The 14,634-nt window shown below is 38.6% G+C and carries 15 protein-coding genes; 13 read left to right on the plus strand and 2 right to left on the minus strand.

Annotation, left to right across the window (positions count from 1 at the left end):
• Together murG and J0J35_RS00320 are read left to right on the plus strand one after the other, a co-directional pair.
• Positions 1-1,095: an undecaprenyldiphospho-muramoylpentapeptide beta-N-acetylglucosaminyltransferase gene (gene murG, locus J0J35_RS00315; protein ID WP_206917027.1), complete on the plus strand. Its 1,095-nt coding sequence runs from the start codon at positions 1-3 to the stop codon at positions 1,093-1,095.
• Complete coding sequence (locus J0J35_RS00320) at positions 1,095-2,132, plus strand: cell division protein FtsQ/DivIB (RefSeq protein ID WP_206917030.1); 1,038 nt, start codon at positions 1,095-1,097, stop codon at positions 2,130-2,132. Before murG ends, J0J35_RS00320 begins: the two co-directional genes overlap by 1 nt.
• Before the next feature lie 94 nt (positions 2,133-2,226).
• On the opposite strand, the gene J0J35_RS00325 is transcribed toward J0J35_RS00320, so the two are convergent.
• Together J0J35_RS00325 and J0J35_RS00330 are read right to left on the minus strand one after the other, a co-directional pair.
• Complete coding sequence (locus J0J35_RS00325; protein WP_014024357.1) at positions 2,227-2,964, minus strand: amino acid ABC transporter ATP-binding protein; 738 nt, start codon at positions 2,962-2,964, stop codon at positions 2,227-2,229.
• Positions 2,965-2,977: 13 nt separating this feature from the next.
• Positions 2,978-5,122: an amino acid ABC transporter substrate-binding protein/permease gene (locus tag J0J35_RS00330; protein WP_019292070.1), complete on the minus strand. Its 2,145-nt coding sequence runs from the start codon at positions 5,120-5,122 to the stop codon at positions 2,978-2,980.
• Positions 5,123-5,360: 238 nt separating this feature from the next.
• Between J0J35_RS00330 and J0J35_RS00335 the strand changes: the two genes are divergently transcribed.
• From J0J35_RS00335 to J0J35_RS00385, 11 genes are all read left to right on the plus strand, one after another.
• Positions 5,361-6,017 (plus strand): VTT domain-containing protein, encoded by a 657-nt coding sequence (locus tag J0J35_RS00335; RefSeq protein ID WP_014024359.1) that lies wholly within the window; start codon positions 5,361-5,363, stop codon positions 6,015-6,017.
• Positions 6,018-6,090: 73 nt separating this feature from the next.
• Positions 6,091-6,957, plus strand: a complete 867-nt coding sequence (locus J0J35_RS00340) for a shikimate dehydrogenase (protein WP_206917033.1) — start codon at positions 6,091-6,093, stop codon at positions 6,955-6,957.
• Positions 6,941-8,002 carry a 3-dehydroquinate synthase gene (gene aroB, locus J0J35_RS00345; RefSeq protein ID WP_206917034.1) on the plus strand — a complete coding sequence of 354 codons (1,062 nt, stop codon included), beginning with the start codon at positions 6,941-6,943 and terminating at the stop codon, positions 8,000-8,002. The genes J0J35_RS00340 and aroB overlap by 17 nt, the downstream gene beginning before the upstream one ends.
• The gene (locus J0J35_RS11520; RefSeq protein WP_232624603.1) at positions 7,999-8,112 is read left to right on the plus strand and encodes a DUF1697 domain-containing protein; all 114 of its coding nucleotides are present in this window, start codon (positions 7,999-8,001) and stop codon (positions 8,110-8,112) included. Before aroB ends, J0J35_RS11520 begins: the two co-directional genes overlap by 4 nt.
• Positions 8,113-8,412: 300 nt before the next feature.
• The gene (locus J0J35_RS00355) at positions 8,413-9,339 is read left to right on the plus strand and encodes a DMT family transporter (protein WP_019292066.1); all 927 of its coding nucleotides are present in this window, start codon (positions 8,413-8,415) and stop codon (positions 9,337-9,339) included.
• A 6-nt stretch (positions 9,340-9,345) separates the two neighbouring features.
• Positions 9,346-9,936 carry a DUF1054 domain-containing protein gene (locus tag J0J35_RS00360; protein ID WP_206917037.1) on the plus strand — a complete coding sequence of 197 codons (591 nt, stop codon included), beginning with the start codon at positions 9,346-9,348 and terminating at the stop codon, positions 9,934-9,936.
• Between the two features lies 1 nt (position 9,937).
• Positions 9,938-11,107: a chorismate synthase gene (gene aroC / locus J0J35_RS00365; RefSeq protein ID WP_206917039.1), complete on the plus strand. Its 1,170-nt coding sequence runs from the start codon at positions 9,938-9,940 to the stop codon at positions 11,105-11,107.
• Between the two features lie 133 nt (positions 11,108-11,240).
• The gene (locus J0J35_RS00370) at positions 11,241-11,591 is read left to right on the plus strand and encodes a YxeA family protein (protein WP_019335704.1); all 351 of its coding nucleotides are present in this window, start codon (positions 11,241-11,243) and stop codon (positions 11,589-11,591) included.
• A gap of 27 nt (positions 11,592-11,618) precedes the next feature.
• Positions 11,619-12,407, plus strand: a complete 789-nt coding sequence (locus J0J35_RS00375; protein ID WP_019292062.1) for an ABC transporter ATP-binding protein — start codon at positions 11,619-11,621, stop codon at positions 12,405-12,407.
• Positions 12,400-14,373 (plus strand): FtsX-like permease family protein, encoded by a 1,974-nt coding sequence (locus tag J0J35_RS00380; RefSeq protein ID WP_206917040.1) that lies wholly within the window; start codon positions 12,400-12,402, stop codon positions 14,371-14,373. Before J0J35_RS00375 ends, J0J35_RS00380 begins: the two co-directional genes overlap by 8 nt.
• On the plus strand, positions 14,374-14,592 hold the full coding sequence (locus tag J0J35_RS00385; protein WP_019292060.1) for a hypothetical protein: 219 nt from the start codon (positions 14,374-14,376) through the stop codon (positions 14,590-14,592). It begins immediately after the preceding gene.
• Positions 14,593-14,634 lie beyond the last annotated feature (42 nt).

Below are 14,634 nucleotides of genomic sequence, written 5' to 3' on the forward strand. Positions count from 1 at the left end.
ATGAAAATTATTGTAACTGGAGGCGGAACGGGAGGTCATATCTATCCTGCGCTGGCCTTTATAAAGCATCTGAAAACTATTGAGCCAGACTCGGAGATCCTCTATGTAGGTACAGAACGCGGCTTGGAGAGTAAGATTGTGCCTGCAGCAGGCGTGCCCTTTAAAACTGTAGATGTACAAGGTTTTCGTCGTAGCCTTTCTTTAAATAACTTTAAGACAATCTACAAGTTCCTGAAATCTACATCAGATGCGAAGAAAATTGTTAAGGATTTTAAACCTGATGTGGTTATTGGAACAGGAGGCTATGTGGCTGGACCGGTACTTTACGCAGCAGCTAAGCTCAATGTGCCTACTATCGTTCATGAACAAAATTCAATTCCAGGGATTACTAATAAGTTTTTGAGTAAATATGTGGACAAAGTTGCGGTCGCCTTTGAAGCAGCCAAACCCTTCTTCCCAGAATCCAAAACAGTTTTTGCTGGTAATCCACGTGCTCAGGAAGTTGCAACTTTAAAAGCTACCGATATTCTGGAAACAGAATATCAACTTCAAAAAGGTAAGAAAACGGTAGTTATTTTTGGAGGGTCACGAGGCGCTCAAACAATTAACGAGGCGGTAAAAGCTGCTCTACCAAAGTTTGCAGAAGCGGATTACCAAATCGTCTATGCCTCAGGACAAATCTACTTTGATGAAGATCATGAAGAGTTTGCAAAATATGCCGATGCTGCAAATATAGCTATCCGTCCATATATTTCAAATATGCTCGAAGTTCTTGCGTCATCAGATTTAATATTATGTCGAGCAGGTGCGACAACGATTGCTGAAATTACTGCACTTGGTTTGCCAACGATTTTTGTGCCTAGTCCAAATGTCACAGCAGACCATCAAACAAAGAATGCTCAAGCTCTTGTAGATATCGGTGCTGCTAAGATGATTAAAGATGTCAATCTTACAGCAGATACAATGCTTGCCAGCATTTCTGAAATCTTTTCTGACGAAGAGCTTTACCAAGCTATGTCTGTAGCCAGTGAAAAAGCAGGAGTACCTGATGCTAGCGATCGACTATATCAACTTGTGAAAGAAATTAAAAAATAATGAGTGAAGAAAACCTTACGCCTTGGCAAAAGAAACATCTTGAATATCAGCGCCGCAAAGCAGCTGAAAATCAAGAGAAGTCTGAAGAACCCAAAAAACGGAAGTTTTTTAAGAAAAAAGAAGATGTTGAAGCAGATTCTCCTGAAGTTCAGGAAGAAATCGAGCAACAAGAATCTTTTGTAGAAGCAGAAGAGTCTGAGCAAGGATACTCAGATGATTTTGTTGAGGATTTTGAAGAACAAGAACCGGAACATTCTTTTTTTGAAGGAAGTTTCGAAGTGTTCAAAAAGATGTGGCCCGTCTTATTCTTGGCAATCTTATTGTTTTTAACTTCGATTTACGCGGTGTCCCCGATAAGCAAAATTGGGACGTTTACGGTTTCAGGTAATAAAAATGAGTCTTTTGAATCTATCGTACAGGCTTCACGTTTGAAGCCAACGGATAGGATTTATGGTGTGCTCAGAAATAAAAGAGCTATTGAAAACAGTATTGTTCAACAATTTCCACGTGTTAAATCTGTCAACTTACACGTAAGTTTTCCCAATAATATCGAGGCTAAAGTCACGGAGTTCGAAAAAGTTGCTTATGTAGAACAAAAGGGTAAAACTTACCAAGTGTTAGAAAGTGGTCATATCCTCAAGGATCAAGAAATAGCTAAGGATAAACTTTCGAAACTTCCGGTACTAAAAAACTTTTCCGATGAAGAAGTCGAAAAGTTTATTACAGCCTATATGAAATTGAAGCCTGAAATACGTGGTTTGATTACGACGGTTACGAAAACACCGACTAAAGCAACTAAAGACTTTATCGCTTTGGATATGTCAGATGGTAATCAAGTACGTGTTTCTCTCAGTCAAATTACCGAGAAGGTTCCTTACTATCCAAGTATTGCGAAGCAACTTCAAGCGCCACAAGTGATTGATATGGAAGCAGGAATTTATGCAAAGCCAAAAGAAGATTATCTGGCTGATCTAAAAAATCCTGAAGGAAATAAGAAGAACTCAGGAAATACAACTGAAATTACCGCAACCCAATAATAAAACTGAAAGGATAAACCCTTTCAGTTTTATTATTTTATCTTGCAGAAAAGAAAAACGTTTGTTTCTTTTAAAGAGACAAACGTTTTTGGCTTTACGCATTCAATACTTTAGATAAGAAGTCTTGTAGGCGTGGATGCTGAGGGTTTTCAAAGAGGTCTTCTGGTTTACCATCTTCAAGGATAACACCAGCATCTGTAAACATGACACGGTTAGCAACTTTACGTGCAAAGCCCATCTCGTGTGTTACGATAAGCATTGTCATGCCATCGTCTGCGATACGACGCATCAGATCAAGAACATCGCCAACCATCTCAGGGTCAAGTGCTGAAGTTGGCTCATCAAAGAGCATAACATCAGGGTCCATAGCCAAGGCACGGGCAATGGCTACACGTTGTTTTTGACCACCTGAAAGCATCTCAGGCATTGTATCTTTTTTCTCTTCTAGACCAACAGCTTCAAGCAAGCGCAGAGCTTTTTCTTTTGCTTCAGTTTTTGTAAGCTTTTTAAGCTCAACGGGCGCATACATAATATTTTCTAAAACGGTCATGTTAGGAAAAAGGTTGAAGTGTTGGAAAACCATTCCGACATGTTGGCGAACCAAGTTAATATCAGTGTTTTTATCTGTAAGGTTGTACCCATTGATAATAACATCGCCACTTGTTGCGTCTTCTAAACCATTTAGTGTACGAAGGAATGTTGATTTACCAGAACCTGAAGGACCAATAATACAAACAACATCTCCTTTGTTAAATTTTGCAGAGATTCCTTTGAGAACCTCGTTTTTACCATATGTTTTGTGAAGATCAGTAACTTCGATTTGTACAGACATATCTTTAATCTCCTTATTTCATTTTTTGTTCGATGCGACGTCCTGCCCACATTAAGAGAAGCAGCACAACCATGTAAATCAAACCAATCAAACCGTAGACACGGAAAGCTTGGAAGTTACGTGCAACGATAATTTGACCTGCTTGCAAGAGTTCAACCAATCCGATAACAGATACCAAGGTTGTATCTTTCAGCGTAATAATAAATTGGTTAATCAAGCTAGGAATGGTAATCTTAACAGCTTGTGGCAAGATTACTTTTCGCATTGTTTTCACATAAGGAATACCAAGAGAGCGGCTGGCCTCCATTTGGCCAGTTGGAACAGCAGCAATACCGCCTCGAACGATTTCAGCAATGTAGGCTGATTCGTTAAGAGTTAAGGCAATAACACCGGCTGTAAACTCATTCAAAGGACTTTGATGACCTGTGAGGAGTTGCAACATATTTGGGATACCATAGAAAATGAAAATTGTTAATACCAAAAGAGGAATTGAACGGTTAAGATCGACATAAATACGTGAAATTGTACGGAGAGCTGGTGATGGACTTGCGGAGAAAAGGCCGAAGATTACACCGACAATCATTGCTAAAACAAAGGAAACTAAAGCCAATTGGATAGTGATCCAGAGACCTTTACCTAACTGTTTCCAGTTGTTTTTCAAGATACCAAGCATTGTGCTTTCTGTCTCTGATTCCGTTGAGGATTCAGTTTTTGAAGCTAAATATTTATCAATAATTTCTTGATATTGACCGCTGGCACGTAGTGAAGAAAGGCCATTGTTGAACATTTCGATAAGCTCAGGATTAGTTCCTTTTTTCACTGCGAACCCGTATTGACCAGTTGGGATACCTTCAAAAGGTGTTTTAAATTCTTGTCCTTGTTTAATGGCATATTTTACTACAGGCTCATCGTCCATAAAGGCTTGAATTGAACCATTGTTCAATGAAGAATACATTGAAGTAGCATCAGTAAATGTTTTTAAAGTATAGCCGTATTTGCTTTCGTTTTTCGTTAAATAGTCATAAGAAGCTGTCCCGTTTTTGGCACCAACTTGTTTTCCTTTTAGATCTTCCCATTTCTTGATGTCTTCATTTGACTTAGAAACAGCAAGTGTCAAATTCGAATCATAATAGGCATCACCAAAGTCAAAGACTTTTTTACGTGCATCAGTGATTGACATACCCGCCATCATAGCATCAGCATGTCCTGCTTGAACTGCATCTACTGCAGGTTGGAAACCAACGTGGTTCCATTTGATTTTGAAGCCTTGTTGCTTAGCAATAGCATTAAGCAAGTCTACATCAATACCTGTGAATTTTTTATCTGTGTTTTGGAATTCAAATGGGGCGAAGCTATTATCTGAGGCAATAGTGTAAACATCTTTTTTAGGAGTTGCTTTCTTACCACCAGTATATTTTTGAACGATTTTGTCATACTCGCCATTGGCTTTCATTTGAGTCAAAGCTTTGTTGAAACCATCGATGAGTTTAGAGTTCTCACCTTTCATTACAGCAAAACCGTAACCCCCAGGAAGTGAGAAGGAAGGAAGATTGATTGCCAAGTCTTGCCCTTGATTAATGGCATAAGAGATGACAGGAGCTTCATCCATCGCACCTACGATGTTTCCTGCAGCCAGTGAGGCAAACATGTGAACACCGTCAGAGTAAGTTTTGATTGTATAGCCGTATTTATCTTGGTTTTTTTGCAACCAGTCATATGAAGCTGTTCCTTTTTTAGCACCAACAGCTTTGCCTTTAAGTTCATCATAGCTCTTAAGTGTAGAAGACTTTGTTGTAGCTAAAGTAATGGCTGAAGTATAATAAGGATCTGAAACATCAAAAACTTGTTTACGTTCATCTGTGATCGTCATCCCAGCGATGACCGCATCAGCTTTTCCAGCCTTTAAATTTTGAAGAGCGGCATCAAATCCAGGAAAAGACATCTCAAGCTTCCAGTCATTGATTTTAGCGACTTCCTTCATGATATCGACATCGATACCTACCCAATTTTTATCTGAATCTTGGAATTCAAAAGGGGCATAAGCATTATCACTCGCGATACGTACGGTTTCCTGAGCGCTAACATTATGAGCAGTTGCAAAGGACATTCCAGTAATCGTGGCGAATATTAAAGATAATGTAAGGAATAATTTCTTCATTTCATTATTTCTCCTAAGTTTCATTAATTATATAAACAATTATATACTTGTCAGTATACCATAAAACAAGGCTGAAAAAAATAAATTGTGTCATAAAATGTGACATGGAAAACAGTCCGAATAAATAAAAATAATAATTTTGTCTAAAAAAATAGACGAATGAGAATTTGATAAAGGCAAGCTTTTAGTGTAAAATAAAAAATGCAGTAACAGCATAACAAAAGGAAAATATAAAAATATGTTTACAACACTTTCGATGTTTGGCTTCTTCAATGACTGGATTTCTGGTTTTTTGAATGCACCAGGCGCACACGTTTGGGTCTATGTTCTTTTAGGAGCTATCATCTTTATTGAAACAGGGCTGGTTATTTTTCCGTTCTTACCGGGGGATTCAATTCTCTTTTTTGTAGGATCGATGGCCGCCATGTATCCAGATAAATTATCAATGCCTCTTCTGATTTTGATTATGGGGAGTTTAGCTTTTCTGGCCAATCTTCTGAATTATGAAATTGGGCGTAAATTTGGAGATGTAATTCCAAAACATAAAACACTATCTAAATTTTTAAAGCCAGAATACATTGAAGAAGCAGAGCAGTTCTTTGCTAAATGGGGTTCGTGGGCTATCTTCCTCGGGCGCTTTATGCCAATCATTCGTACGGTTGTTCCTTTTACAGCAGGAACAAGCCGCATGCCGCATAAAAAATTCGTGCTTTATAATTTTTTAGGTGGTTTTGCTTGGGTTATCGTCGCTTTAGGGGCAGGTTTCCTCTTTGGACAAGTACCTTTCATCAAGAAAAACTTTGAACTCGTCATGCTAGCAATCGTTGCTGTATCCTTACTTCCAGCAGTGATTGGCGTTGCCAAACGGTATTTCGCAGGGCGCAAAGCCGCTTAAAATAAGTTATAATAGTATTAGGAAACTAATACTATTTTTTTTATGTCAAAAACAAAGGGAATACAGGTGAACGATGGAAATAAATGGATACACTCGGATGGCTGCTGTGTTAGCACATCCCATTAAGCACAGTCTTTCTCCTTTTATTCATAATCGCGCTTTTGAGCTGACCAATGAAAATGCTGTCTATTTGGCTTGGGATTTGGAAGATGAAAAAATTCTCGAACAGACAATTAACAATGTCAGAACATTGGACATGTATGGTTTGAATATTTCGATGCCTTACAAGCAAAAAGCGGTGGAATTTATTGATGAATTATCCGAAGAAGCACAGTTGATTGGAGCAGTCAACACGATTGTCAATCAGAAGGGGAAATTAATAGGTTACAATACGGATGGTCAAGGTTTCTTCAGGGCGTTAAAGTTTAAACCGCGTCATAAAAAAATAACGCTAATTGGTGGTGGTGGTGCTGCGATTTCCATAATTGTTCAGGCTGCTTTGCTTGAAATGCACGAAATCACGGTTTTTGCTAGACATTCAGCCTCCTATGCACGTTTAGAACAGCGTTTGGAAAAATTGTCACATCAGACAAAAATTACCATAAAACTTTACGACCTAGCTGATCATTCACGATTGCAAAAAGAAATTATGACATCAGACTTACTCGTTAATGCAACACCAGTAGGGATGTCTGGCGAAGCAATGCCGCTCTCTACTTCAATTCTTTTGCCCCCAGGAATTCTGGTGGTAGACACGATTTACAAGGTCCGTGAAACACCAATGATGAAATGGGCGAAAAACCAAAGTAGAACAACGATGAATGGAGTTGGTATGCTCATTCATCAAGCTGCCGCTTCTTTTGAATTATGGACAGGAAAAAAAATGCCTGTTGAGCAGATTAGACAGGAATTGGAGGAAAAAGATGAGGTTAAATGTTAATCTTCCAGAGCACCCTTATGATATCATTATTAAGAAGGGAAGCTTGTCACAAGTGGGACTATGGGTTGCACAACTCTGGCAACAACAAAAAGTTGTACTTGTCACCGATGACAATGTTGAACCTCTCTATGGAAGAGAGGCAGTTTCCCAGTTAAGAACTGAAGGATTTGAAGTTTTTACTTTTACTTTTCCAGCAGGTGAAGCAAGTAAAAACTTGTCTACTGTAGAGAAACTATGGGAATTTTGTGCCTTACATGGTTTGACACGCTCCGATGGAGTGATTGCTTTAGGTGGAGGCGTTGTTGGGGATTTAGCAGCTTTTGCCGCCAGTACATATATGAGGGGCATTCACTTTCTCCAAATACCAACAAGTTTAACGGCTCAGGTCGACAGTTCCATCGGTGGAAAAACAGGAATCAATAGTGATTATGCTAAAAATATGATTGGAACTTTTGCTCAGCCAGATGGTGTTCTGATTGATCCTAAGGTATTGAAAACCTTAGAGAAACGTGATTTTCGTGAGGGGATTGGTGAAATCGTCAAGTGTGCCTTGATTGCCGATAAACAACTCTGGGTCCGCTTAAATGAGATACAGGATGCCGATGAACTTTTGCAAGAAGCAGAGTATTTTATTCGGGCAGCCTGCGATGTGAAACGGAAACTTGTTGTGGAAGATGAGTTTGATCAGGGAACGCGACTTTATTTGAACTTTGGACACACAATTGGTCATGCTGTCGAAGCTTTTGCTGGCTATGGGCAGGTCATGCATGGTGAGGCTGTAGCTATTGGAATGATTCAAATAAGTAAAGTGGCGGAAAGTAAGGGGCTGATGCCTAAAGGACTAACTGCTCAAATTAAAGTGGTACTCCAAAAGTTTCAACTTCCTCAAACTTATGAACCATGGGATGAGTCAGCTTTGTTTGAAATCCTAACCCATGATAAAAAAGCGCGAGGCAAGATGATTAAGGCCGTACTTGTTCCCGAAATTGGACAGGCCAAAATTCATGAGATAAGCCTTCAAGAAATGAAGGAATATTTGAAATGAGATACTGGGCATTTCTTCGTGGAATAAATGTGGGTGGTAGCAAACTCAAAATGACAGACTTAAAAAAAGAGTTTGACGCAGCTGGTTTTACAGATGTTTCACTGTTTTAGCTACAGGGAATAGCATTTTTAGCAGCGAAACCTTGCCTGATCTATCTTTTTTACCTGTGCATAGTTTTATAAAAACCGAACAAGAAATAAGAAAGCTTGTTAAAAATAAACCGTTTCTCAAATTGCTCAAAGCGAGTTTAATGCTCTGAAAACAAGTAGGGAAGAAGGGCTTGTCCAAGTGATACCAAGGGGCACAATCTTAACAACAGCTTTTGGTAAAGTCTTAGGTAAAACAGTCTATAAAGACCTTTTTACAAGTCGCAATATCAATACAATGGAGAGAATAATTAAAAAATTATAATGTTTGTCTATCTTGGAATAGCACTTTTTGCGGGTTTTTTACTAGCAAACCAAAACCCGATTAATGCCGATCTTCGCAAAAATGTTAATTCGCCTTTTTGGGCATCAACAATTTCTCAAATTATTGGGGTTGTTTTCTTAGGTACAATCTCATTACTTTTGACCGGTGATTTGTTCCCCTCTACTGAATTTGTCCAATCTCATCCCGCTTGGATATGGATTGGTGGATTACTCGGTCCAGTATATGTTACATCGAATGTCTTTCTTTTTCCACGACTAGGTGCTGTGCAGACTGTTATCTTGCCTATTTTGGGACAAATTTTAACTGGAGTTGTTATTGACAGCTTTGGTTGGTTTTACGCGGTCCAAATTCCGATGAGTCCTATTCGTATATTGGGGATTATTGTTACTATACTTGGACTTTTCATTGCCGTTGTTTTACCTAGCTTACGTGAAAAAGCAGGACAAGTTGAAGCCGAGCCCAATTTGATGCTTTGGCGCCTTTGGGCGATAATATCAGGTTCATTCACTGCGGTTCAACAGGCTATTAATGGACATTTGGGCACCTTATTGCATCGGCCGTTTCAAGCTTCATTTATGTCTTTCTTCATTGGACTGATTGCCATTGTCTGTGTGACTTTAGTGATTGAACGTCGCTTAATTACAAAAGTTGAATTAGGTAAGATAAAAAAATGGAATATATTGGGAGGTATCTGGGGAGCCTTCTTTGTTCTTGGCGCCGTTTTAGCAGTGCCAAAAATAGGGGCTGGCTTAAATATAATGATGGCATTACTTGGACAAATCATTGGTTCAATGTTGGTGCAACAGTTTGGTTGGTGGCGTTCAGATCGCTATCCGATACGTCTTATCCAAGTTGCAGGTGTTGCAGTAATGTTGGTAGGGATTATTTGTATAAAATTTTTGTGAGGAAATATGTTTAGAAAAGAATCATTTGAAGTCTTTGATATAGAAGGATTGGAAATACGTATGCAGGGAGTGCGTGCTGAAATTCAACCGATTTTTATGGAAATAGGAGAGCAGCTAAAAGAAAGAATAAAGCAGTCGTTCCCTGAACAGGAGTTTTACCTGCATATTGCACAGCATCGTCGGCGGACAAGCAATGCACCTGAAAACACGTGGTCTGCTATTGGCACACAAAAACGTGGTTATAAAATGGAGCCGCATTTCCAATTAGGGATTTGGCAAGATTACGTGTTCATCTACCTTTCAATTATTGATCAGCCTAAAGGACAAGCAGATTACGCTCAGAAGTTGAGTTCGGATCTCTCATTACCCAAGGATTTTGTTCTATCTAAAGATCATACCAAGTCTGATTTTTATGGAAGTAGCCATCTTGAAGAATTTGTTACCCGATTAAAAAATGTAAAAAAATCAGAGTTAGAGATGGGTAGAGTTTGGAAAGCTGAGCGTTTTGATGGTCAACAAGATGATATGATATTACAGGAAATGCTCGAAACTATCGATGATTTACTACCAATTTACCAAAAAATAATGGAGGATTAAGATGCGCTTTTTTACAGCAGGTGAATCACATGGGCCACGTTTGACAGCAATCATTGAAGGTTTGCCAGCAGGACTCCCCCTTCAAGCTTCTGACATCAATGTTGAATTGAAACGCCGTCAAGGAGGATACGGACGAGGTGGTCGCATGAAGATAGAATCTGATCAGGTCGAAATCACCAGTGGTTTGCGTCATGGTAAAACTTTGGGAAGTCCACTTACTCTTAATGTAACCAATCGTGACTTCTCACATTGGACGGAAATTATGGCTGCGGAAGAAGTTGATGATGCCGTCAAGAGACAACGTAAATTGACAAAACCTCGACCAGGACATGCTGACTTGGTAGGGGGGATGAAGTATGAATTTGAGGATTTGCGAAATACACTTGAGCGCTCCTCTGCTCGTGAAACAACGATGAGAGTAGCTGTAGGAGCAGTTGCCAAGGCTTTGCTCAAACAGCTTGATATGGAGCTGGCTTATCATGTGGTTAATTTTGGAGGCAAAGATGTTGTTGCTCAACTTCCAGAACTCACTGTCAGGGAAATCAAAGCCAAAGCTGGTACAAATGATTTGTCTATTGTGGATATTTCACGAGCTGAGGAAATTCGTTCATATATTGATAAAATAAAGAAAGCTGGAGATACGATAGGCGGAATTGTAGAGGTACGTGCTACAAATGTTCCGGCTGGTTTAGGATCTTACGTACATTTTGATCGTAAATTAGATGCAAAAATCGCAGCAGCTGTCGTTTCTATCAATGCCTTTAAGGGTGTGGAATTTGGTCTTGGTTTTGAGGCCGGGCGACTTCAAGGAAGTCAAGTTATGGATGAAATCCTTTGGGAAAAGCAAACAGGCTACAGCCGAAAAAGTAATAATCTTGGCGGTTTTGAAGGTGGCATGACTAATGGTGAGGACCTTATTATTCGCGGTGTCATGAAACCGATACCGACCCTATATAAGCCTCTCATGTCTGTCAATACTGAAACGCATGAACCTTATAAAGCGAGCGTTGAACGTTCTGATCCAACCGCTCTTCCAGCGGCTGGAGTAGTAATGGAAAATGTTGTTGCTACAGTCCTAGCCCAAGAAATCTGTGATAAGTTTTCAAGCGATAGTTTTAGAGAGCTACAAGAGGCTTTTCAAAACTATAAGGAACGCTTAAAAAACTTCTGATGAAATAAAAACTAGTCTCAAAAATAAGGCTAGTTTTTTTATTACAAAAGTGTAAGTTTGCAGAAAATATAATTTGTTAGAATAAAAGTGTAGGGTTAAGAAAAACAAAACCTAGTAGGAAAGAGGCAACAATATGAAAAAAGTATTATTTGGCTTACTTGCTCTAGCAGTAGTGATTGGTGGTCTAGGATATGGCTGGTACAAATCAAGCTACGGGGGTACAGAACGTTACGTAAAAATTACACAAGATGGTTCGGAAAAAGTTGGAAAAAGCGATTCAGGCGAACGCATGGTGTCTTATGAGTACAAGCTACCTTCTTATGATAAAAATGGCGAAGGAAAAGATATTTCCTTTACAGCTACACACAATTTACGTAAAGATGCTTATCTTAAAGTGACAGATAATAAAGCAAAAGGTGTAACAAACTGGGAAGAAGTTCAAAAAAATGACTTGCCAAGTAAAGCAAAAGATAAATTAAATTAATCAGTTAAAGGTGACAAGGGAGAAAAAATGCTATTAGAAGTTAAACATATCAAAAAAGTTTTCAAAACACGCTTTTCAAAAGAAGAAACAACGGCTCTTGCTGACATTGATTTTTCTGTCGAAGAAGGTGAATACATTGCTATTATGGGTGAGTCAGGTTCAGGTAAAACAACACTCTTGAATATCTTATCAACTTTGGAAAAACCCACAGCTGGTCAAGTTTTACTTTCAGGACGTGATATTACAGCCATTAAAGACAAGGATATCTCAGCATTCCGCCGTGAACATCTCGGTTTTGTCTTCCAAGATTTCAACCTCTTGGATACTTTATCAGTAAGGGATAATATTTATCTTCCCATGGTACTTTCTAAAGCACCAGTAAAGAAAATGAAAGCACGTCTGGAAAACTTAGCACCTAAGTTGAATATCGACACACTTTTAGAAAAGCAACCTTTTGAATTATCAGGGGGGCAAAAGCAACGTGTGGCTGTTGCGCGTGCTCTGATTTCTCAACCGGATCTTGTTTTGGCAGATGAGCCAACAGCAGCTTTGGACTATAAAAACTCAGAGAGTCTGCTTGAACTTTTCGAAAATATCAATGATGCTGGTCAAACAATCATCATGGTTACTCACTCAAGCTTAGCTGCAAGTCACGCAAAACGTGTCCTCTTCATTAAAGACGGAATGCTCTATCATCAACTTTATCGTGGCGATAAGTCATCAACAGAGTTTGCAAAAGAAATTACCTTGTCAATGACTTCATTCTTGGGAGCTTCAGCTGACTCAAGCGAAACGGAGGTAGCCGATAATGCTTAGTTTTAAACTGGCAGCACAAAATCTGAAAAAAGGGTTGAAATCATTTGCGCCTTTCATCGTAGCGAGTGTAACAATGTTTATCTTGCTTTTTGTTACTGCTGCAATTGCACAATCTCCATCCCTTGAAAAAATGAAGGGTGGCGCATCAGTTGGGCAAATGATGTCCTTTGCGATGTGGATTTTGGCTATCTTTGGTGGGATTATTCTCATTTATAGTTATCGTTTCCTACAGTTGCAACGCTCACGTGAATTTGGGCTTTATGACATTCTCGGACTAGGGAAAAAGAAAATCGCCCTTGTTTCTTTCTTTGAACTCGTAATGAGTTATATTGCGACTGTCATCATCGGTACAATTGTTGGGATTGCTTTTTCTAAGTTTCTTTTCCTGATTTTTATCAATATGATTGGTGAAAGTAACTTTAACTTAGCGATTACACCAGCTTCTATTCTAACAGTCGCAGCAATATTCTTGCTCTTCTTTGCTTTGCTTCTTATTATTGGAACATTTATCATTTGGAAATCTTCAAGTCTCGATTTGTTAAGAGAAGCATCTAAAGGTGAAAAAGAGCCTAAGTCAAACATTTTCATGGCCTTGATTGGTATTGTTTTACTGATAGTTGGCTATGGTTTAGCACTAAATGTTGATAATCCCGTTAAAGCACTCTCAACTTTCTTCCTTGCAGTTCTAGCAGTTATTTTGGGAACTTACTTTTTCTATATCAGTTTTACCGTTTGGTATTTGAAATGGCGTAAAAAACGTAATTCTTACTATAAACCGCAAAACTTTATTACGATCAGCTCAATGCTTTACCGAATGAAAGCAAATGCGGTTGGCTTGGCCAATATTACCATTCTCTTGTCAATGACGTTAGTGACTATGGTAGTTACAATCGGTATTTTCTTAGGCTCAACCCAAACTGTTGAACGTGCCTTTCCAAAAGAAGGACAATACACTGTTTATTCGCAAGAAAAAACAGGTGATCAGCTGGCCAAGACCTTACAAGAAAAAGCAGATCAAGCTGGTGTAGAAGTATCAAACATATCAACAGCTTTAAGTGCAGACTACTTAATGGGTAACGGTCAAAAAGAAGGAGAAAAAACACTAAACATTACTCCGACAGGGGACCAAAAAACAGCCATTCAATTTTCAATGACAACTTTACAAACGTTGAAAAATTTAGATGAAAATGTTCCTGATATTTCTGGTAACCAAATTAATATCCTGGATTACTTTGGTGCTTATCCAAAAATTAAGGAGTTTAATTGGTTTGGCACAAAATATGAAGTGAAAGACATCATGGCCACTCAGGATTTGACCAAGTATCCTATCATGATGAATATAACTACGCCAATACTTCTTATCTTCCCAAATGATGCAGCATTACATCAAGCTCTTGAGGTTTATAATAAAGTGAACAGCAATGGTGAGCAGGCCTATCAAGTAAGTCCATCTGTGACAGTTAACTTTGAGATTGCAGAAAAAGATCAAGAAAGCTTAACAAATGCGTTAGGTAATAATGATGGAGATCATATGCTCAGCTTCCGTTCAGCTGAGATGAAAGAAGTTAGAACTGGAATCGGTGCCTTTGTCTTTATCGGTTTGGTTCTTGGCATTAGCTTCATTTTAGGTGCTGCTTTGATTATCTATTACAAACAGTTGTCAGAAGGTGTGCAAGACAAGCGATCATTCAAGATTCTACAAGAAGTAGGTTTATCAAAAGAGCAAGTGTCTAAGACCATCAAGTCACAAGTGAGCATGATTTTCTTATTGCCAATCGCAATGACGATTGTACATTTCAGCTTTGCTTACATTATGATTAGTAAACTTATTGGTATCTTTGGAATCATGGATAGCCAGTTAATTCTTTGGATTAGCTTAGGAACTATTGCTGCTTTAGCCTTTATTTATTGGTTAATCTATAAAGGAACAAGCCTTGTGTATTACAATATTGTGGAGAAAAAATAAATGGAAAAAATACCCTATTACTTACTGGTCCTTGGTGGCTCACTTACTGTTCTTACTTTCTGTGCCTGGTATGTTTGGGGCATCATTCAATTTGTTCAAAGAAAGATTAAGAACTGCAAGGATATCAAACTTTTACAGTCTTTAACGCTTAGTTTGCATATCCTTTCACTTCTCATTATTGTTGGTTTAGGCTATTATGGCTTTACAACATTTTTCTAAAAATCAGATGGAATCATCTGATTTTTTTATATGTTATAATAG

The organism is Lactococcus sp. LG606, from assembly GCF_017309645.1.
GTDB lineage: Bacteria > Bacillota > Bacilli > Lactobacillales > Streptococcaceae > Lactococcus > Lactococcus petauri.

What these genes read in the sequence shown, in the direction of transcription:
- murG (WP_206917027.1), top strand. Translation starts at nt 1, where the DNA reads ATGAAAATTATTGTAACTGGAGGCGGAACGGGAGGTCATATCTATCCT.
- J0J35_RS00320 (WP_206917030.1), top strand. Translation starts at nt 1,095, where the DNA reads ATGAGTGAAGAAAACCTTACGCCTTGGCAAAAGAAACATCTTGAATAT.
- J0J35_RS00325 (WP_014024357.1), bottom strand. Translation starts at nt 2,964, where the DNA reads ATGTCTGTACAAATCGAAGTTACTGATCTTCACAAAACATATGGTAAA.
- J0J35_RS00330 (WP_019292070.1), bottom strand. Translation starts at nt 5,122, where the DNA reads ATGAAGAAATTATTCCTTACATTATCTTTAATATTCGCCACGATTACT.
- J0J35_RS00335 (WP_014024359.1), top strand. Translation starts at nt 5,361, where the DNA reads ATGTTTACAACACTTTCGATGTTTGGCTTCTTCAATGACTGGATTTCT.
- J0J35_RS00340 (WP_206917033.1), top strand. Translation starts at nt 6,091, where the DNA reads ATGGAAATAAATGGATACACTCGGATGGCTGCTGTGTTAGCACATCCC.
- aroB (WP_206917034.1), top strand. Translation starts at nt 6,941, where the DNA reads ATGAGGTTAAATGTTAATCTTCCAGAGCACCCTTATGATATCATTATT.
- J0J35_RS11520 (WP_232624603.1), top strand. Translation starts at nt 7,999, where the DNA reads ATGAGATACTGGGCATTTCTTCGTGGAATAAATGTGGGTGGTAGCAAA.
- J0J35_RS00355 (WP_019292066.1), top strand. Translation starts at nt 8,413, where the DNA reads ATGTTTGTCTATCTTGGAATAGCACTTTTTGCGGGTTTTTTACTAGCA.
- J0J35_RS00360 (WP_206917037.1), top strand. Translation starts at nt 9,346, where the DNA reads ATGTTTAGAAAAGAATCATTTGAAGTCTTTGATATAGAAGGATTGGAA.
- aroC (WP_206917039.1), top strand. Translation starts at nt 9,938, where the DNA reads ATGCGCTTTTTTACAGCAGGTGAATCACATGGGCCACGTTTGACAGCA.
- J0J35_RS00370 (WP_019335704.1), top strand. Translation starts at nt 11,241, where the DNA reads ATGAAAAAAGTATTATTTGGCTTACTTGCTCTAGCAGTAGTGATTGGT.
- J0J35_RS00375 (WP_019292062.1), top strand. Translation starts at nt 11,619, where the DNA reads ATGCTATTAGAAGTTAAACATATCAAAAAAGTTTTCAAAACACGCTTT.
- J0J35_RS00380 (WP_206917040.1), top strand. Translation starts at nt 12,400, where the DNA reads ATGCTTAGTTTTAAACTGGCAGCACAAAATCTGAAAAAAGGGTTGAAA.
- J0J35_RS00385 (WP_019292060.1), top strand. Translation starts at nt 14,374, where the DNA reads ATGGAAAAAATACCCTATTACTTACTGGTCCTTGGTGGCTCACTTACT.